Below are 19890 nucleotides of genomic sequence, written 5' to 3'. Positions count from 1 at the left end.
GTTCAATCCTGTTTTTGCAGAAACCGCACAATCCGTTCGGCCGCCTCCACACATTCCTCCAGCGGTGCCACCAGCGCCATCCTTACCCGGTTTTCTCCCGGGTTATAGCCGTCGACGGTGCGGGACAGGTAACGGCCCGGCAGCACATGCACGTTCTGCTGTGCGGAGAGATCTCGGGCGAACGCTTCGTCACTCATGGGCGTCTCGGGCCACAGGTAGAAACCGGCACCCGGGAAATCCACGTTCATGACCTGCTTCAGGATGGGCACCACGGCTTCGAACTTGGCGCGGTAGGCGGCGCGGTTCTCCTTCACATGGTCCTCGTCCTGCCAGGCAGCGATGCTGGCCAGCTGGTTGTGGATGGGCATGGCGCAGCCGTGGTAGGTGCGGTAGCGCAGGTACTCCTTGAGGATGCTTGCGTCACCGGCCACAAAGCCGGAGCGCAGGCCCGGCAGGTTGCTGCGCTTGGACAGGCTGTGGAACACCACGCAGCGGGCGTAGTCGTCCCGGCCCAGGGCGGCGCAGGTCTGCAGCAGGCCTTCCGGAGGGTTGGCCTCGTCCGGGTAGAGTTCGGAGTAGCACTCGTCCGACGCAATAACGAAATCGTGCCGGTCCGCCAGTTCGATCACCTGTTTTAGCGTCTCCCTCGGGATGACGGCGCCGCTGGGGTTTCCCGGTGAGCACAGGAACAGGATCTGGCAGTCTTTCCAGACCTCGTCCGGTACCGCCGCAAAATCCGGTATGAAGCCGTTACCGGCGTCGCAGGGCAGGTAGTGGGGGGTGGCGCCGGCCAGCAGGGCGGCCCCTTCGTAGATCTGGTAGAAGGGATTGGGGCTCACCACCGTTGCCGGTCGGGTGTTGTCCACGGCGGCCTGCACGAACGAGAAGATCCCCTCCCGGGTGCCGTTCACCGGCACCACGTTGCCATCCGCCTTCAGGGTGCCGGGGGTGAGGTGGAAGCGCCGGGTGGCCCAGTCCGCGATGGCCTGGCGCAGTTCCGGCATGCCCCCGGTGGTGGGGTAGTTGGCCAGGCGGTCCAGGTTGTCGGCGATGACCCGTTTGACGAACTCCGGCGACGGGTGCTTGGGCTCGCCGATGCCAAGGGAGATGGCGTCCAGGTGCTCCGGCGGCACCACATCGGCCTTGAGTCGGGCGAGCTTTTCAAACGGGTAGGGGTGTAGTCGGGACAGGTTGGGATTCATTGAGTGTTATCCAGCATGTTGCGCAGGTCGTCCTGGAGGGTCTGGCAGACCTCCGGGTCGCGGATTGGCCAGCCGTGCTCGTCGGTGACGAAGAAGGCGTCTTCCACCCTTTCACCGAGGGTGGCGATCTTGGCGTTGGTCAGGCGGACCCGGTGTTCCAGCAGCACCCGGCCAACCCGGGCCAGCAGCCCCGGCCGGTCGGGGGTGATTACCTCGATAACCGTGCGCTGGTTGAAGGTGTCGTTGGACAGGGTGACTTCCGTTGGAAACGAGAAGTGCTTCAGTTGCCGGGGCGTGCGGCGCTGGATGATGTCCGGGTAGTCGTCCGGGTCGTCCAGTTCCTCCACCAGCCGCTTGCGGACCCGCTCCTTGCGGGCCGGGTCCTTGCCCAGGGGCTGGCCCTGCTCGTCCAGCACCACGTAGGAACTGATGGACCAGGGGCCCTTGCTGGCCACGCTGATGCGGGCGTCGACGATGTTCAGATTGAGCTGCTCGAGCACCGCGGTGGTGGCGGCGAACAGGGCCACCCGGTCCTTCACGTAGATCACGATATGGGAGTAGCCATCGGTGGGGCCGCCCCGGGTGTCGCGGATCAGCACCAGCGGATCCGGATCGTCGCCGTGACGGATGATGGCGGCGGTCTGCCAGGCGATGTCGACGGTGGAGTCCTGGAGGAAGTACTCCTCGTCCAGGGTGTCCCAGATGGCATCGATCTGTTCGTCGGTCATGCCCTGGGCCTGGAGGATCTCCCGGGCTTCCGACTGGGTGGCCTTGACCCATTCCTCCCGGTTGAAGGGGGTTTCCGTGCCCCGGCGCAGGGCGCGCTTGGTTTCCACGTACAACTGGCGCAGCAGCGACGCCCGCCAGGTGTTCCACAGTTTGGGGTTGGTGGCGCTGATATCGCAGGCAGTCAGCACATACAGGTAGTCCAGGTGCACCTGGCTGGGTACGGCCCGGGCGAATTCGTTGATGATGTCCGGGTCGGAGATGTCCTTGCGCTGGGCGGTCATGGACATCAGCAGGTGGTTCTCCACCAGCCAGGCGATCAGTTGGGTATCGCGCTCGCCCAGGTGATGGCGCCGGCAGAAGGCTTCGGCGTCTTCCGCGCCCAGCTCCGAGTGGTCACCGCCGCGGCCCTTGGCCACGTCGTGGTAGAGACCGGCCAGGTAGAGCACTTCCGGTTTCGGGAGCTGGTGAACCAGGCGTGAGGCCAGTGGGAACTCCGTGCGGCTCTCCGGGTTGCCCAGCCGTACCATGTTGCGGATTACCCGCAGGGTATGGGTGTCCACGGTGTAGATGTGGAACAGGTCGTACTGCATCTGGCCGATAATCTGGCCGAATTCCGGCAGGTAGCGCCCCAGCACGCTGTATTTCTTCATGTGGGAAAGGGTTTCGTCCAGCGGGTGGGGGGTCTTCACCAGCTCCATGAACAGGGAGGTGACCGCCAGGTCGTTGCGGAACTGGTCGTCGATCAGGTGGCGGTGTGCCCGCAGGGCGCGGATGGTAGACGCCCGGATGCCCTTGATGGACGGGTGCTGGGCCATCAGCAGGAAGATTTCCATGATGGCGTAGGGGGCGTAGGCGAACACCTGGGTGTTGATGGCCTCGATATACTGGTCGCGGATCTGGAACCGGCGGTTCAGGGGCTGGATCTTCGCCTCCTGATCCCGTTGCAGGATGGCCTCGTCGTAGTACTGCAGGATCACATCGGTCAGCTCCGCCAGGGCCAGCACCGTGCGGTAGTAGGCCTGCATCATCTGCTCGACACCCAGTTTGCGGCCCTTGTCCCGGTAGCCGAGCATGTCGGCGAGGGCGCGCTGGTGGTCGAACAGCAGCCGGTTCTCGTTGCGGTCGGCGATCAGTTGCAGGCCATAGCGCAGACGCCAGAGGAAGTTTTCCCCCTCCAGCAGCACGTCGTGCTCTTCCTCGGTCAGAACGCTGAACCGGGTGAGGTCGGCAATGGTGTCGAGGCCGAAATGGCGCTTGGTGATCCAGCCGATGTTCTGGATGTCCCGCAGGCCGCCTGGCGAGGCCTTGATGTTGGGTTCCAGGTTGTACTCGGTGTCGCCGTACTTCTGGTGGCGTTTGAGCTGTTCCTCGCGCTTGGCACTAAAGTAGTTGCGGTCGCTGCTGACGTTGTCGGAATAGATCGCCCGGCTCAGTTCCGTCCTCAGCTCTTCGGGGCCGGCAATAGTGCGGGTTTCCAGCAGGTTGGTGAGGATGGTGACGTCGTCACGGGCGGCCTGTTTGGATTCCTCAAGGCTGCGCACGCTGTGACCAATATCCAGCCTCAGGTCCCACAGCAGGGTGATAAAGGCGCCCAGGTCTTCATGCCAGGCATCATCAATGCCATTGCGGGTGAGGATCAGCAGGTCGATATCCGAATGGGGATGGAGCTCGCCCCGGCCATAGCCGCCCACGGCCAGCAGGGCGATGTCACCGGAGCGGGAGAAGTCGTAGCGGCTCCAGATTTCCCGCAGTACCAGGTCGACCGTATCCGCCCGGGACTTCACCAGTTTCCGCACATCGGTGCCGTTGCGGAAAGCATCGGCGTCGGCCTCATAGGCCTCCCGCAGCAATTCCCTGGCCGCCCGCACCGGAGAGGGGGCGTTGGCGATCTGGTAGGCGAAGGCGGTCGTGTCCACTCAGAGCGACTCTTCTTGGCGTCTGGTCAGCACCTCATGGCCGTCGGCGGTCACCAGGATGGTGTGTTCCCACTGGGCGGACAGCTTGTGGTCCTTGGTGACGGCGGTCCAGCCATCGCCCAGCACCTTGGTGTGATACTTGCCCTGGTTGATCATGGGCTCGATGGTGAAGATCATGCCTTCCTTCAGTTCCATGCCGGTACCCGGACGGCCGTAGTGCATCACCTGAGGTTCCTCGTGGAAGACCTTGCCGATGCCGTGGCCGCAGAAGTCCCGGACCACCGAGTAGCGGTGCTTCTCGGCGTGCTCCTGGATGACGTGGCCGATATCCCCCAGGCGGGTGCCGGGCTTCACCAGTTCAATGCCCTTGTACATGCATTCCTGGGTGATGCGGATCAGGCGCTCGGAGCCGGGCTTGGGCTTGCCCACGATCCACATCTTGCTGGTGTCGCCGTGGTAGCCGTCCTTGATCACGGTGACGTCGATATTCATGATGTCGCCCTCCTTGAGCACCTTCTTCTCGGAGGGGATGCCATGGCACACCACATGGTTGATGGAGGTGCATATGGACTTGGGAAAACCCTTGTAGTTCAGAGGGGCAGGAATGGCCTTCTGCTCATTGACGATGTAGTTGTGGCAGATCCGGTCGAGTTCCTCGGTGGTGACGCCGGGCTTGATGTGGGCGTCGATCATTTCCAGCACTTCAGCCGCCAGGCGACCGGCCACGCGCATCTTCTCGATTTCTTCCGGGGTCTTGATGGTTACTGTCATTGGACTTCCTGGTAAATGAATGGCGTCGCCCCGGGCGTATACCGTCGTCTTGAATAAGGCTTGTGCCAGTCGGGCACCGGAAGGCGACTGCCGGGCGGATAGGCTATTTTAAGGGGCTGGCTGTACAGGTACAAGGAAGTGCGGAAAAGCTGGCGCCGGAGGTGGGTTTTATGGTATAAACGCGCCGCCGAAATGCGAACCTCGACCTGTGTCGGGGCGTCGGCATAAATCACACACGCGTCAGCACGTTGTTCCAGGGTGCCCGAACCATGGCCAGAGGCCGCTCGGGTTGGAGCAATCGGACGTGTGGAGGACTAACCCGAAGCTACAAGGTATTTATCATGGCTCAGGTAAACATGCGTGACCTGCTCAAGGCAGGTGCTCACTTCGGTCACCAGACCCGTTACTGGAACCCGAAAATGTCGAAGTTCATCTTCGGCGCCCGCAACAAGATCCATATCATCAACCTGGAACAGACTGTTCCGGCCATGAACGACGCGCTGCAGTTCATCGAGCAGCTGGCCGGTAACAAGAACAAGATCCTGTTCGTCGGCACCAAGCGCGCCGCCGCCAAGATCATCAAGGAAGAGGCCATCCGCGCCAACCAGCCGTACGTCAACCATCGCTGGCTCGGTGGCATGCTGACCAACTACAAGACCATCCGTCAGTCGATCCGCCGCTACCGTGATCTGGACACCCAGAGCCAGGACGGTACCTTCGACAAGCTGACCAAGAAAGAAGCCCTGGACCGCACCCGTGAAATGGAGCGCCTGGAGCGGTCCATCGGTGGTATCAAGGACATGGGCGGCCTGCCGGACGCCATGTTCGTGATCGACGTGGACCACGAGCGTATCGCCATCAAGGAAGCCAACAAGCTGGGCATTCCCGTTATTGGTGTGGTCGATACCAACAGTGATCCGGACGGCGTTGACTATGTGATTCCGGGTAACGATGACGCCATTCGCGCCATCCAGATCTACGTGAAGGCCGTTGCAGACACCTGCATCGAAGCTGCCCAGGCAGGCGGTGGTGCTGACGAGTTTGTTGAAGTCAGCGAAGAGCCCGCCGGCGAAGCACCCGCAGCCGAGTAACGCTGCCGGTCATACGCCTATCACGTTGACCCGTTGGAATGGGGGCGAGGACAACGTCGCCTCCTTTCGCTGGATTCAACCGCCGGGCCACCGATTCGGGCCCGGCCGGTTCTAACTGTTAAGAGGATTGAACATGGCTGCTATTACCGCTGCAATGGTCAAGGAGCTCCGTGAGCGCACCGGCCTTGGCATGATGGAGTGCAAGAAGGCACTGGTGGAAGCTGAAGGCAGTGTTGATGCCGCAATCGAAGAGCTGCGCAAGTCATCCGGCCTGAAGGCCGCCAAGAAAGCCGGCCGTACCGCCGCTGAAGGTGCCTCCCTGATTCGCATCTCCGACGACAACACCGTTGCCTACATCCTGGAAGTGAACTCCGAGACCGACTTCGTGGCTCGTGACGACAACTTCCTTGGGTTTGCCAACGACGTGCTGGATGTTGCCTTCGAGAAGGGCGAAACCGACGTGGCCAAGCTGATGGAAGGCGACCTGGAAGCCAAGCGCGAGGCGCTGGTCCAGAAGATCGGTGAGAACATCACCGTGCGTCGCATTGTCCGCGTTGAAGGCCCGGTTGTTGGTGGTTATGTCCACAGCAACAACAAGATTGCCTCTGTGGTTGCCATTACCGCCGGTGACGCGGAAGTGGCCCGTGACGTGGCTATGCACGCCGCTGCCGTTAACCCCCGCGTAGGCAAGCCGGAAGACATGCCCGCCGAGGAAGTCGAGAAAGAGAAGGACATCATCAAGGCCCAGCCGGATATGGAAGGCAAGCCCGCCGAAATCGTCGAGAAGATGATGGGTGGACGCATCAAGAAGTTCCTCAAGGAGAACAGCCTTGTGGAGCAGCCTTTCGTGAAGAACCCGGACCAGACCGTGGGCGAGCTGCTGAAGGCCAACGGTGCCGAGCTGGTCGGTTTCGTTCGTCTGGAAGTGGGCGAAGGTATCGAAAAGGAAGAAGTGGACTTCGCTGCCGAGGTGGCTGCCGCTGCCGGCACCGGCAAGGCCTGAGTCTGCTGATCCCCGGGGTGGTATTAGCCACTCCGGCGGGGTCTTCCGGGGCGTTATGCCAGCCCCGGGAAGGCTCCCTCAGTCTGCCACGCCAGTTCGGGTTCGCCCGGGCTGCCGTGGCGGGCTTGTATCTGAGATGCCCCTTTTTGAATGAGGAGCATGTCAGATACAAGTCCATCGGGAAACCACGGATATCCGACTGGTATGCGTAATCAGTAGGGTTGTTCAGGTATTTCCGTACAGGTGCCGCAACCGGTGCCTGGATCCAGGTTCACAGACGAGGGGAATAGCATGCCGACATCTTCCAAGACCCAGCCCAGATACAAGCGCGTCCTGCTCAAGCTCAGTGGCGAGGCCCTGATGGGCGAGCACGAGTTCGGCATTGATCCCAAGGTACTTGACCGCATGGCGCTGGAGATTGGCGCCCTGATTGGTATCGGCGTGCAGGTGGGGCTGGTCATTGGTGGTGGTAACCTGTTTCGGGGTGCGGCCCTGAACGAGGCAGGCATGGACCGGGTCACCGGCGACCACATGGGGATGCTGGCCACCGTCATGAACGGTCTGGCCATGCGGGATGCGCTGGAACGCTCCAACATCCGCACCCGGGTTATGTCGGCCATCCCCATGAGTGGTATCGTGGAGCATTATGACCGCCGCCGAGCGGTCCGCGACCTCAAGGACGGTGATGTGGTGATCTTCTGCGCCGGCACCGGTAACCCCTTCTTCACCACCGATTCTTCCGCCTGCCTGCGGGGCATCGAGATCGAGGCGGATGCGGTGCTGAAGGCCACCAAGGTGGATGGCGTCTATTCCGCGGACCCCATGACCGATCCCACGGCGGTGAAGTACGACCGGCTGACCTATGATGAAGTACTGGACAAGAAGCTGGGTGTCATGGACCTGACCGCCATCTGTCTGGCACGGGACCATGGCATGCCGCTGCGGGTATTCAACATGAACGAGCCCGGTGTGCTGACCCGGATCGTAACCGGCGAGCCCGAAGGCACCCTGGTGGAATAACCCGGCGGGCGACGAATTCACGTCCGTCCCGGAGCAGGGGGCGGGCAGAGACATGCAGACAAGCGAGGACGCTGAAGTGATTGACGACATCAAAGCCGATGCTGAGAAACGCATGAAAAAAAGCCTGGAGGCCCTGTCGGCTGCCTTCAACAAAATTCGTACCGGTCGGGCCCACCCGGCCATCCTGGACAGTGTGCACGTCAACTATTACGGCCAGGAGACGCCCCTGAAGCAGGTGGCCAGCGTCAATGTTGAAGACAACCGTACCCTGACCATCTCACCGTGGGAAAAGAGCCTGATTCCCACCATCGAGAAGGCCATCATGGCTTCCGACCTGGGCCTCAACCCCGCCACCAGTGGCGATCTCATTCGCGTGCCGATGCCGATGCTGACGGAGGAGACCCGCCGCGAGATGGTCAAGCAGGCCAAGGCCGACGCCGAGCATGCCCGCGTTTCCATCCGCAATGCGCGCCGTGATGCCAATAACGACCTCAAGGATCTTGAGAAGGAGAAGGAAATCACCGAAGACGACCAGCGTCGCGGTGAGGAAGAGGTCCAGAAGCTCACGGATCGTTATATCGCTGATGTCGACAAGGCGCTGAAAGGCAAGGAAGATGACCTGATGGCGATCTGATCGCCAGGCGGAACACCCTGCGGGTATTAGGGGATTGCATGACGGACAAAGTAACAGCGGATATTCCGGTGGAAGCCGGCAAGGTTCCGCGTCACGTCGCCATCATCATGGACGGCAACAACCGCTGGGCCAAGGCCCGGCGCCTGAATGGCGTTGCCGGCCACAAGGCGGGCGTGAATTCAGTCAGGTCGGTGGTGGAGACCTGTGCCAGGGAAGGGGTGGAAGTGCTCACGCTGTTTGCTTTTTCCAGTGAGAACTGGCGCCGTCCCGAAGAAGAGGTGTCTGCATTGATGAGGCTTTTCCTCTTTGCGCTGGAGCGGGAGGTGAAGAAGCTGCACAGGAACAATATCCGCCTGCGGATTATCGGTGACCGGAGTGCCTTCAGCCCCTCCTTGCAGGAGCACATGGCCAAAGCCGAGGAACTGACCCGGGACAACACCCTGATGACGCTGGTGATCGCCGCCAACTACGGTGGCCACTGGGATATCACCCAGGCCACCCGGCATGTGGCTGCCCAGGTGGCCGCTGGCGAACTGACGGCATCGGATATCACCGAGGACCTTATCCAGCAGCACCTCAGCATCGGTGACCTGCCGATGCCGGACCTGATGATCCGTACGGCCGGAGAGCAGCGCATCAGCAATTTCCTGCTGTGGCACCTGGCGTATACTGAGTTCTACTTCTCCGAGGTGTACTGGCCGGATTTCCGGGCCGATGAGATGCGTAAGGCCCTGGCGGCCTATTCGCGCCGAAAACGCCGGTTTGGCCAGACGGATGATCAGGTGGATCGACGGTTGGCCGCTCAGCACTAACAGCTCGCACCAGAACAACCCAGAGCTTACACAAGAGCGAAAAGCGACGTGCTCAAAACCCGAATTCTCACGGCGCTGATTCTGGCGCCCATTGCCATCATTGGCATCTTCTTCCTGCCTCCGCTGGGGTTTGCGATCTTCACCGGGGTGGCCATCACCCTGGGCGCCTGGGAGTGGGCGAATATGGCCGGTTACACCTCCAGCCACGCCCGCCTGGGCTATGCGGCACTGGTGGCCATGGTGCTGGTGGCGGTGTTTCAGCTACCCACCCTGAACCTGCTCTGGCTGGGGGTGGCGTGGTGGATGCTGGCGCTGCTGATGGTCCGCAGCTATCCCGGTGGAACCTCGGTCTGGGGCAGTCCGCCGGTCAGGGCAATCATGGGATTGCTGGTACTGGTGCCGGCCTGGGTCGGGCTCAACCACCTGCGCAACGGCAGCCTGCTGTTCGGTGAGTTGAACAGCGGCCTGGTGGCCATCCTCTACGTGTTCCTGGTGGTGTGGGTGGCCGATATCGGCGCCTATTTCGCCGGGCGTGCCTTCGGTCGCGCCAAGCTGGCGCCCAGGGTCAGCCCCGGCAAGTCCTGGGCCGGTGTCTGGGGTGGCCTGGCGGCAGTGGCGCTGCTGGCGGTAGCAGCGGGCCTGGTGGCCGGTGCCGCTGTGGCGGATACCCTGCTACTGCTCCTGGCGAGCATGCTGGTGGCGGGGATATCCGTGGTGGGTGACCTGCTGGAAAGCATGCTCAAGCGCTTTCGTGGTATCAAGGACAGCAGTCAGCTATTGCCGGGGCATGGCGGCATCATGGACAGGATCGACAGCCTGACCGCTGCCATTCCGGTGTTCGCCTTACTGATCACACTGACTGGCTGGCTGACTTCAGGGGCAATGTTGTAATGACCATGTCACAGAAACGTCACCTGACCGTTCTCGGTGCGACCGGATCCATCGGTTTGAGTACGCTGGATGTGGTCCGGCGCCATCCGGACCGTTTCGGTGTCCATGCGCTGACCGCCGCCACCAGTGTCGCGGACATGGAGCGGCTATGCCGGGAATTCCACCCCGCCGTGGCGGTCATGGCCGACGCCGACGCCGCAGCGCAACTGGCCAAGGCCCTGCGGGACCTGCCGGAAGTGGACGTGCGTGCCGGTGAGGCGGGGCTGGCGGAGGTGGCATCCAGCCCGGCTGCGGATACTGTCATGGCGGCCATTGTCGGTGCCGCCGGTCTGGCGCCCACCCTGGCTGCGGTGGAGGCTGGCAAGCGGGTGCTACTGGCCAACAAGGAGTCGCTGGTCATGTCCGGCCGGCTGTTCATGGATGCGGTGGCCCGTTCCGGGGCCGAGCTGTTGCCCATCGATTCGGAACATAACGCCATCTTCCAGTGCCTGCCTCCGGATCGGGTTCGGGACCTGCCGGGAGCAGGGGTGCGGCGTATCCTGCTGACCGCCTCAGGCGGTCCCTTCCGGACCCATTCCCCGGAAATGTTGCGAAATGTTACTCCGGCCCAGGCCTGCAAACACCCCAACTGGTCCATGGGACAGAAAATCTCTGTGGATTCCGCCACCCTGATGAACAAGGGGCTGGAGCTGATTGAAGCCTGCTGGCTGTTCAACACCACGCCGGAGCATATCGAGGTCCATGTGCATCCGGAAAGCATCATCCACTCCATGGTGGAATACGTGGATGGCTCGGTGCTGGCGCAGCTTGGCAGTCCCGATATGCGCACCCCCATCGCCAATGGCATGGCCTGGCCTGAGCGGGTGGAATCCGGGGCCGAGCCCCTGGACCTGTTTGCCCTGGGGCGCTTTCATTTCGAGCGTCCGGACACAGGGCGCTTTCCCTGCCTGCGGCTGGCGGCCGAGGCCTTTCGGGCGGGGGGCACGGCCCCGGCAATCCTGAATGCGGCCAATGAGCAGGCGGTCAGCGCTTTCCTTGCGGGAGAGCTTTGTTTTGCCGATATCCCGGTTATCATAGAGCAGACCCTGGCGTCGGTGACTGTCCAGCCGGCGGACAGTTTTGACGGCATCATGACGGCTGACGCCCGTGCCCGTGAATGGGCCAGGGGCGAGATTGACCGCCTCGCCCGACGATCACTGGCGACCTGATGTCAGTCCAGAAGCAACAACGGCCGGATGGGATCCTGATTGCATGCTAGATTTTCTCCAGACAGTACTGGCCCTGATTGTCACCCTGGGTATCCTGGTGACCATCCACGAGTACGGGCATTTCTGGGTGGCCCGCCGTTGCGGGGTCCGCGTGCTGAGGTTTTCGGTGGGGTTTGGTAATCCGATCTTTTCCCGCTACGACCGGCATGGTACCGAGTTTGCCGTGGCGGCCATTCCCCTGGGCGGTTACGTCAAGATGCTGGACGAGCGCGAAGGTCCGGTACCGGAAGACCAGCGCCACGAAGCCTTCACCTCCAAGCCGCCCGGCCAGCGGATTGCCATTGCCGCGGCCGGCCCCGCCGCCAACTTCATCTTCGCCATTGCGGCCTACTGGCTGCTCAGCGTGGTGGGTTTCACCACGGTGGCTCCCATCACCGGTGAAATCACCGAAGGCTCCATTGCCGACAACATGGGGCTTCGCTCGGGCATGGAGATCCTCCAGGTGGACGACCGCGATGTGACCTCCTGGCGTGACATTAATATGCGCCTGCTGGAGCGTGCGGGCGAGGATAGCATGGTGTCCATCACCGTCAGTGACGGCCAGGGGCGCCGTACCCTGAGTGCCGATCTTGATGGCTGGCAGTTGCCGGACGAGAATCCGGCCCCGCTCACTCAGTTCGGCCTGACACCGATGCGGCCTGATGTACCCGCGGTGATCGGTGAAGTGGTTGCGGGCGGTCGGGCGGAAGCCGGCGGATTGCAGGAAGGGGACCGGGTAGTTGCCGTGGATGGGGAGCCGGTGTCCGACTGGTATGCCCTGGTTGAGCGCATCCAGCAGTCTCCGGGGCAGACCCAGCAGTGGCTGGTGGAGCGCAACGGTGACCAGCGGTCGCTTGACGTGACGCCCGATATTCGCCAGGTGGATGGCGAGGAGCAGGGCTATGTGGGTGCCGGCGTGGCCCCCGTGGATTGGCCGGACCATATGCTGCGGGAGGTCCGTTATGGTCCCCTGGCGGCGATTCCCAATGCGGTCTCGGAAACCTGGTCCGATACCCGGTTGACCCTGGTGGCCATACAAAAGATGATTACCGGTCTGTTGTCGCCGACCAACCTCAGCGGGCCGATCACTATCGCCCGGGTAGCGGAGGCCAGCGTCAGCTCCGGATTCGAGGACTTTGTCCGCTTCCTGGCCTACCTGAGCGTGAGCCTGGGCATCCTCAATCTGTTGCCCATCCCCGTCCTGGACGGCGGGCACATCGTTTATTACACCATCGAGGCCATTCGCCGGCGCCCATTGTCTGAACAGGTTCAGGCGCTTGGATTACGTATCGGTATGGCCATGATTCTGACATTAATGGTGTTTGCTCTTTACAACGACCTGATGCGGTTGTGAGAATTGCGAGCTCCTTACGCGCATTAAACAGGCGATTTAACTTAATGAGACGTTCTTTACTGGGTGCAGCGATTGGCCTCGTACTGGCTGGTATTGCCAGTCAACCGGCCGCAGCAGAAGAGTTTACGGTAGCTGATATCGAGGTCGAGGGCCTGCAACGGGTATCGGCCGGCAATGTTTTCTCTGCTTTTCCGGTAGGCATCGGCGAGTCCCTCAGTGAGCAGGAGCTGGCCGAGGCCATCCGCGCCCTGTTCCGAACCGGCCTGTTTACCGATATCGAGGCATACCGGGACGAGGGCACCCTGATACTGGCGGTGCAGGAACGTCCGGCCATTGCCTCCATTGAGATTGAGGGCAACAAGAACATTGAAACCGAGATGTTGATGGACGCCCTCGCCGGTGCCGGTCTGCAGGAAGGTCAGGTATTCCGCCGGGCCACCCTGGAGCGGCTGGAGCTGGAGATCCTCCGGTCCTACGTCGGTCAGGGCCGCTATAATGCGCGGGTTACTGCCACGGCCGAGGAACTGCCCCGCAATCGCGTGGCGGTGCGACTGGATATCAATGAGGGCGATGTGGCGGCGATCCGCCATATCAATATTGTTGGCAACGAGGCCTTCGACGACGAGGAACTCCTGGAGCTGTTCGAATTGCGCGAGAGCAGCTGGTGGAATTCCCTGACCAGCAAGGACAAATACGCCCGTGAGCGGCTCAGTGGTGACCTTGAGTCACTGCGATCCCATTATCTGGATCAGGGCTACCTGGATTTCAACATTGAATCCAGTCAGGTGTCCATCTCCCCGGACAAGCAGGATGTCTTCGTGGCGGTGTCCGTCAACGAAGGCAACAAGTACACCATCTCCGATATTCAGCTACGGGGCGAGCTAATCGTACCGGAAGAGGAATTGCGGGAGCTGATCGAGCTTGAGCCGGGGGACACCCTGTCACAGTCGGCCCTTACCGCCACCTCCGAGCGCCTGTCCCGACGCCTTGGTCGTGAGGGCTATACCTTCGCCAACGTGAATGCCATTCCCGAATCCGATTCCGAGGATACGGCTACCGTGACCTTTTTCGTGGAGCCGGGCAACCGCACCTACGTGCGTCGCATCAACTTCGAGGGTAACGTCACCACCAAGGACGAGGTGTTGCGCCAGGAGATGACCCAGATGGAGGGTGGGGTAGCGTCCACCGACCGGATCGAGTTCTCCAAGGCCCAGCTTGAACGGCTGGGGTTCTTCCAGTCGGTGACCGTGGACACCACACCGGTGCCCGGTTCCGACGACCTGGTGGATGTGACCTACACGGTCGAGGAGCAGCCAACGGGCAGCCTGTCCGCATCCATTGGTTTCTCCCAGGTGTCCGGCGTGATCCTGGGGGCCAATATTTCCGAGAACAACTTCTTCGGGACCGGCAAGCGCGTGTCCATCGGCGCCAACTTCAGCGACTCCATCAAGAGCGCGAATTTCTCCTACGAGGATCCCTATTACACGGTGGATGGCGTCAGCCGTGGGTTCAGCCTGTTCGCCCGGGAAACCGACTTCGAGGAGCAGGACATTTCATCCTACCTGCTGGACGAATACGGCGGTCGTCTGACGTTCGGTTACCCGATCGACAGCTACACCCGCCTCAATTTCGGGGTTGGCTATACTCTCTCCAAGATCCAGCAGGGTTCCTATACGTCGGATGAAGTCATAGATTTTATCGAGGATGAGGGTGACAAGTTTGGTAACTACTTCCTGACGGGCTCCTGGCGTCGCAGCACCCTCAACCGGGGCGTGCTGCCCACGGATGGTTACAGTAACAGCCTGTCGGCGGATATTGCTGTGCCGGGCAGTGACCTGACGTTCTACAAGCTCCGTTACCGTGGCGACAGTTTCTGGCCGCTGAATGAGGAAGAGACCTGGATTATCCGCACCCGGGGAGAAGTGGGCTACGGTGATGGCTACGGGGATCGTTCCCAGATGCCGTTCTATGAGCATTTCTATGCCGGTGGCTATGGCTCTGTCCGTGGCTACCGGGCAAACTCCCTGGGTAACCGGGTGGATAACAACAACCCGAACGACAGTGATGATGACGATCCTTTCGGTGGTAACTTTCTGACGGAGGCGAGCCTGGAGTTGATCGTGCCCACGCCGTTCGCCGGGGATACCCGCAGTATGCGGACGTCGTTCTTTCTGGATGCCGGCCAGGTGTTCGACTCGACCCGCGGTTTTGATCCGGACATCGGTGAGATCCGGACGTCTGTTGGTATCGGGTTCCAGTGGGTGACCGTGGTTGGCCCGCTTGCCTTCAGTCTGGCCCAGCCCCTCACGGATCAGAGTGGCGACGAGACCCAGGTGTTCCAGTTCTCCCTGGGGCAGAGTTTCTGAGGGGTTGGTCGAGGTGGTGAAGAGCGTCACCTCAGGGCAGGGGAGGTTTCGGCACAATGGTGCCGGAACCCAGGTGTAATCAAGGAGATAGTACGATGGTTGGTTTGAAGGAAACTGTAAAACAGATAATCAGTCTACGCGCACTGGCCATGGTATCCGCCTTGCTGGTCGCCCTTCCCGTGGTGGCTGATACCCGTATTGGTGTCGTTGATCTGCGCAAGGCGCTGTTCTCGTCGGAAGATGCCCAGGCGTTCAGCGAGCAATTACAGCGGGACTTTGCCGGCACCGAAGAAGAGGTCCGCAAGGTTCAGCAGGAGGCGCGGAACCTGCAGGAACGCCTGCAGAAGGACGGCGCCATGATGAATGAGAGCGAGCGGGAGCAGCTTACGCAAGAGTTCCAGCGCAAAGCCCAGGAATTCGCCCAGAAAAAGCAGCAGCTGGACCAGACCCTCAACAGCCGCAAGCAGACGTTTCTGGACGAGGCCCGTCCAGAGGTGGATGCGGCGGTGAAAGAGCTGATGGAAGAACACGATCTGGACATCATCCTGCCATCGGAGACCGTGGTCACTGTGAAACCGGAGCTTAACCTGACCGATGAACTCCTGGAGAAGCTGAACCAGTAACATGGCCACCAAACGCATGACACTGGCGGAGATCGCCAGCGCCCTGGGAGCGGAGCTGCGGGGCGATCCCGACCTGGAAATCACCGGTCTGGCCCCCCTGGAGGCCGCCGGCCCGGACCAGTTGAGCTTCCTGGCGAACCCTGCCTACAGCCGGCACCTGGGGGAGAGCCGGGCCGGTGCCGTGCTGATCTCGCCGGCCATGGCGGAACCAACACAGACCAATGTCCTGTTACTGGACGACCCCTACCTTGGTTATGCTCGCATCAGCCGTTATTTCGATACCTCGCCAGCACCGGCAGCAGGGGTGCACGCCACGGCGGTGATTGACCCCTCGGTGGCGGTCCCGGATAGCGCCAGCGTAGGCCCCTATGTGGTGATTGAGGCTGGAGTCACCCTGGGCGAACGGGTGGTCATTGGCGCCCATTCGGTGATCGGTGCCGACTGCTCGCTCGGGGATGACTGTGTCCTGAGGCCGAGGGTTACCCTTGCCCATGGCGTCACCATGGGGCAGCGCTGCCATATTCTCAGCGGTGCCGTCATTGGCTCCGATGGCTTTGGTTTCGCGGTACACAAGGGCGAATGGCACCGTATTGCCCAGATAGGTGGCGTTACCCTGGGGGACGATGTGGAAGTGGGTGCCAACACCGCCATAGACCGGGGGGCGCTTGAGGATACCCGCCTGGGCAATGGCGTGAAGATTGATAACCTGGTGCAGGTGGCCCATAACGTGCAAATCGGCGACCACAGTGCGCTGGCGGGTAAGGTGGGTATTGCCGGCAGTACCCATATCGGCCGCCACTGCATGTTTGGGGGTGCTTCCGGTGTCAGTGGTCACCTGACCATTGCTGACGGTGTCCAGGTGACGGGCATGACCATGGTCACCGGTGATATCCGTGAGCCGGGCGTGTATTCTTCCGGCACCGGACACATGAATAACCGCGAATGGCGCAAGAACGCTGCTCGCTTCAGACAGCTGGATGCCATGGCGCGCCGGTTGAAGGAACTGGAAAAGAAAATTGAGGGCTGAGGCCAGAACCCGATGATGAAAATTGATGAAATTATGGACTTCCTGCCACACCAATACCCCTTCCTGCTGGTGGATCGGATTATTGAGGTGGAAAAAGGACAATCGATTGTCGGTTACAAGAACGTGACGATCAATGAACCCTTCTTTACCGGGCATTTTCCCGGTAAGCCGATCATGCCCGGGGTATTGATCATTGAGGCCATGGCCCAGGTCTCCGGTATTCTGGGGTATGTGACCGCGGGTCGCTCCGCCGCTGACGGCTCCATCCACCTGCTGGCTGGCTCCAACAAAGCCCGGTTCAAGCGCCCGGTGGTGCCGGGGGATCAGCTCCGACTTGAATCCCGGCTGCTTTCCAACAAACATGGTATATGGAAGTTCGACTGTCGCGCCCTGGTGGACGGCGAGGTGGTCTGCGTTGCTGAAGTCATGTCCGCTGAGAGAGACGCTTGATGACCGATAAGAACTGGACCGGTGTCCATCCCCAGGCAATCGTCGATCCGTCCGCAAAGCTGGCGGATGGCGTGACTGTGGGGCCATGGAGCTACATCGGACCTGAGGTCGAGATCGGTGAGGGCACCGAAGTGCTCTCCCATGTGGTGATCAAGGGCCCGACGGTTATTGGTCGCAATAACCGTATCTTCCAGTTCGCCAGTGTCGGCGAGGACTGTCAGGACAAGAAGTACGCGGGCGAACCCACCACCCTGGTGATCGGCGACAACAATATCATCCGCGAGAACTGCACCATTCACCGGGGCACCATCCAGGACCGGGGCGAGACCCGCATCGGCAACCACAACCTGTTGATGGCCTATGTCCACGTGGCCCACGATTGCGTGATCGGTGACAACACCATCCTGGCCAACTGTGCCACGTTGGCGGGGCACGTCTACATCGGTGACTGGGCCATCCTGGGCGGCGGCACCATGGTGCACCAGTTCTGCCATATCGGCCCCCACAGCATGAGTGGCGGGGGCAGTATCGTTCTCAAGGACATACCCGCCTACGTCATGGCCAGTGGCCAGTCCGCGAGCCCCCACGGCATCAACGTTGAGGGGCTGCGCCGCCGGGGGTTCAGCAAGGACGTGCTGACCGCGCTTCGCCGGGCCTATAAGGTCATCTACCGCCAGGGCCTGACCACAGCCCAGGCCCTTGAGGAGCTCCGGAAGCACTGGCCGGACCTGCCGGAAATGCAGCCGCTGATGGAGTCCCTCCGGATCGCGGAACGTGGCATTGTCCGCTAGGGCTGGTGGTGAGTTCCGTCGTCCCGTCACCCGTAGAGACAGATTCCTCCGGCGTGGTCAGCCATGATCGGCTGACCTTCGCCCTGGTGGCCGGAGAGGTCTCCGGTGACATCCTCGGTTCCGGTCTGATCCGTTCCCTTCGCAAACGTTATCCCAACGCCCGTTTTGTCGGCATTGGCGGTGAGGACATGATTGCCGAGGGCTTCCATTCCCTGGTACCCATGGAGCGACTGTCGGTGATGGGACTGGTGGAGGTCCTTGGGCGCCTACGGGAGCTGTTCTCCATTCGGGCCCGCCTGATGGACTACCTGCTGACCACACCGCCGGACGTGGTCATCGGAATCGATTCCCCGGATTTCACCCTGGGTGTTGAGGAGCGATGCCGCAAGGCCGGTATACCCACGGTTCACTACGTCAGCCCTTCGGTATGGGCCTGGCGCCAGAAGCGCATCGTGGGTATAGCCCGGTCCGTGGACCTGATGCTGACCCTGTTGCCCTTCGAGGCGCAGTTCTACGAAGACCACGGGGTGCCCGTCTCATTCGTGGGACACCCGCTGGCGGACCGGATTCCCATGGTGACGGACACAGGCGGCGCCCGGGATAACCTGGGGCTGGACCGGGACCGACCGGTCCTGGCCATCCTGCCCGGAAGCCGTGGCGGCGAGGTGGAAAAGCTGGGTACCCTGTTCCTGCAAACCGCCCAGAGGCTGCAGGCGGAACACCCGGACCTGCAGCTTGTGGTGCCTTGTGTGAATCGTGATCGGGAAGCACAGGTACGGACATTGGCGGAGGCTCTGGAGGTAAAGTTGCCACTTACCCTCGTCCGTGGCCGTTCACGGGAAGTCATGGCGTCTGCAGATGTGGTCCTGCTGGCTTCCGGTACCGCTACGCTTGAGGCAATGTTGCTCAAGAAGCCCATGGTTGTGAGCTATCGGTTGAACCGGCTGACCTTTGCCCTGGTGTCGAGGCTGGTGAAGGTATCCTGGGTGTCCCTGCCCAACCTGCTGGCCGGGAAGGCGCTGGTGCCTGAATTGCTGCAGGACGACGCCACGCCCGAACGTCTCGCCGGGGCCGTGCTGGAACAACTGGATAATCCGGAGGAGCGTGATCACCTGAAGCAGGCCTTCACGGAGCTCCATGAAACGCTTCGGCGCAATGCCGACGAACGGGCGGCCGAAGCGGTTAGTGAACTCGTGCAAAGGGCAGGGCGCTGATGGCCGGCAAGACGATTCTCCCCCCCTTTGAGTGCCGCTACCAGGGCTGGAAGCTGGCCGGTGTGGATGAGGTGGGGCGCGGCCCCCTGGCCGGGCCGGTGGTGACCGCTGCCGTGATCCTGGACCCGGACCGTCCCATCGATGGGCTGGCGGATTCCAAGCGCCTGACGGAGAAGCGCCGGGAGCGATTATACGACGAGATCATCGAAAAGGCTGCGGCCTGGAGCCTGGGCCGTTGTGAGGCGGATGAGATCGACCGGCTCAATATCTATCAGGCTACGTTGCTGGCCATGGAAAGGGCAGTGGCCGGGCTGACCATTGCACCGGAGTATGTGCTGGTGGACGGCAATCGCTGCCCGCGCTGGCACTGGCCTTCGGAGCCGGTTATCAAGGGTGATGGCCGGGTCGCGGCGATCAGTGCCGCCTCCGTACTGGCCAAGGTGACCCGTGACCGGGAGATGGTGGCCCTGGAGGACACCTATCCGGGCTACGGCCTTGGCAGCCACAAGGGATACCCGACACCGGTCCATGTGGAGGCACTCAACCGCCAGGGTGTCACCCCGATCCACCGGCGTTCGTTCCGCCCGGTGCAGGAGGCACTGACCCTGGTGGGTGAGTGGCAGGGAGCGGTTGCGGAAACCCCCTATGACGATTTGCACTGGCCGGAAGATCTTTTTGAAAATACCCGTTGACAGCCCAGCAACGAATCCTTAATATACGCACCACGTTGAGCGGCGAAGCAAAGCAAA

General features: G+C 61.7%; 18 protein-coding genes. 15 read left to right on the top strand and 3 right to left on the bottom strand.

What is annotated here, in order from left to right:
* Positions 1-2: 2 nt before the first annotated feature.
* Genes dapC through map form a run of 3 tightly spaced genes read right to left on the bottom strand, consistent with a single transcriptional unit; the run spans position 3 to position 4618 of the window.
* A complete protein-coding gene (gene dapC / locus ACJO3T_RS10060; protein ID WP_406964274.1) occupies positions 3-1202 on the bottom strand; it encodes a succinyldiaminopimelate transaminase in 1200 nt (399 codons plus the stop codon).
* On the bottom strand, positions 1199-3847 hold the full coding sequence (locus tag ACJO3T_RS10055) for a [protein-PII] uridylyltransferase (RefSeq protein WP_406964276.1): 2649 nt from the start codon (positions 3845-3847) through the stop codon (positions 1199-1201). Before ACJO3T_RS10055 ends, dapC begins: the two co-directional genes overlap by 4 nt.
* Positions 3848-4618: a type I methionyl aminopeptidase gene (gene map / locus ACJO3T_RS10050; RefSeq protein ID WP_406964277.1), complete on the bottom strand. Its 771-nt coding sequence runs from the start codon at positions 4616-4618 to the stop codon at positions 3848-3850.
* A 341-nt stretch (positions 4619-4959) separates the two neighbouring features.
* On the opposite strand from map, the gene rpsB reads away from it, so the two are divergent.
* The 15 genes from rpsB to rnhB all read left to right on the top strand — a co-directional run bounded on the left by rpsB (position 4960) and on the right by rnhB (position 19833).
* Positions 4960-5709: a 30S ribosomal protein S2 gene (rpsB, locus tag ACJO3T_RS10045; RefSeq protein ID WP_406964278.1), complete on the top strand. Its 750-nt coding sequence runs from the start codon at positions 4960-4962 to the stop codon at positions 5707-5709.
* Between the two features lie 133 nt (positions 5710-5842).
* Complete coding sequence (tsf, locus tag ACJO3T_RS10040) at positions 5843-6712, top strand: translation elongation factor Ts (RefSeq protein WP_406964279.1); 870 nt, start codon at positions 5843-5845, stop codon at positions 6710-6712.
* A 291-nt stretch (positions 6713-7003) separates the two neighbouring features.
* The gene (gene pyrH / locus ACJO3T_RS10035) at positions 7004-7732 is read left to right on the top strand and encodes a UMP kinase (protein WP_328187735.1); all 729 of its coding nucleotides are present in this window, start codon (positions 7004-7006) and stop codon (positions 7730-7732) included.
* Positions 7733-7808: 76 nt separating this feature from the next.
* Entirely contained in the window at positions 7809-8366 is a 558-nt protein-coding gene (frr, locus tag ACJO3T_RS10030; RefSeq protein WP_406964770.1) for a ribosome recycling factor, read from the top strand.
* A 38-nt stretch (positions 8367-8404) separates the two neighbouring features.
* On the top strand, positions 8405-9178 hold the full coding sequence (gene uppS / locus ACJO3T_RS10025) for a polyprenyl diphosphate synthase (protein WP_406964280.1): 774 nt from the start codon (positions 8405-8407) through the stop codon (positions 9176-9178).
* A gap of 48 nt (positions 9179-9226) precedes the next feature.
* Positions 9227-10069 (top strand): phosphatidate cytidylyltransferase, encoded by an 843-nt coding sequence (locus tag ACJO3T_RS10020; RefSeq protein ID WP_406964281.1) that lies wholly within the window; start codon positions 9227-9229, stop codon positions 10067-10069.
* 5 nt (positions 10070-10074) lie between these two features.
* Positions 10075-11277 (top strand): 1-deoxy-D-xylulose-5-phosphate reductoisomerase, encoded by a 1203-nt coding sequence (gene ispC, locus ACJO3T_RS10015; RefSeq protein WP_406964772.1) that lies wholly within the window; start codon positions 10075-10077, stop codon positions 11275-11277.
* A gap of 43 nt (positions 11278-11320) precedes the next feature.
* Entirely contained in the window at positions 11321-12670 is a 1350-nt protein-coding gene (gene rseP / locus ACJO3T_RS10010; protein ID WP_406964282.1) for an RIP metalloprotease RseP, read from the top strand.
* 44 nt (positions 12671-12714) lie between these two features.
* Entirely contained in the window at positions 12715-15036 is a 2322-nt protein-coding gene (bamA, locus tag ACJO3T_RS10005; RefSeq protein ID WP_406964284.1) for an outer membrane protein assembly factor BamA, read from the top strand.
* A gap of 95 nt (positions 15037-15131) precedes the next feature.
* A complete protein-coding gene (locus tag ACJO3T_RS10000) occupies positions 15132-15659 on the top strand; it encodes an OmpH/Skp family outer membrane protein (protein WP_406964286.1) in 528 nt (175 codons plus the stop codon).
* 1 nt (position 15660) lies between these two features.
* Positions 15661-16686: a UDP-3-O-(3-hydroxymyristoyl)glucosamine N-acyltransferase gene (gene lpxD, locus ACJO3T_RS09995; protein WP_406964288.1), complete on the top strand. Its 1026-nt coding sequence runs from the start codon at positions 15661-15663 to the stop codon at positions 16684-16686.
* 12 nt (positions 16687-16698) lie between these two features.
* Positions 16699-17136 carry a 3-hydroxyacyl-ACP dehydratase FabZ gene (gene fabZ / locus ACJO3T_RS09990; RefSeq protein WP_406964290.1) on the top strand — a complete coding sequence of 146 codons (438 nt, stop codon included), beginning with the start codon at positions 16699-16701 and terminating at the stop codon, positions 17134-17136.
* A complete protein-coding gene (gene lpxA, locus ACJO3T_RS09985) occupies positions 17136-17927 on the top strand; it encodes an acyl-ACP--UDP-N-acetylglucosamine O-acyltransferase (RefSeq protein ID WP_406964292.1) in 792 nt (263 codons plus the stop codon). Before fabZ ends, lpxA begins: the two co-directional genes overlap by 1 nt.
* Positions 17928-17980: 53 nt before the next feature.
* Positions 17981-19141 carry a lipid-A-disaccharide synthase gene (gene lpxB, locus ACJO3T_RS09980; RefSeq protein ID WP_406964774.1) on the top strand — a complete coding sequence of 387 codons (1161 nt, stop codon included), beginning with the start codon at positions 17981-17983 and terminating at the stop codon, positions 19139-19141.
* Positions 19141-19833: a ribonuclease HII gene (gene rnhB / locus ACJO3T_RS09975; RefSeq protein ID WP_406964294.1), complete on the top strand. Its 693-nt coding sequence runs from the start codon at positions 19141-19143 to the stop codon at positions 19831-19833. The genes lpxB and rnhB overlap by 1 nt, the downstream gene beginning before the upstream one ends.
* Positions 19834-19890 lie beyond the last annotated feature (57 nt).

It is taken from the genome of Marinobacter shunpengi (assembly GCF_045449715.1).
Lineage (GTDB): Bacteria > Pseudomonadota > Gammaproteobacteria > Pseudomonadales > Oleiphilaceae > Marinobacter.
The sequence above is the reverse complement of the archived record's forward strand: the minus strand, read 5'-3'. Positions and strand labels throughout refer to the sequence as shown.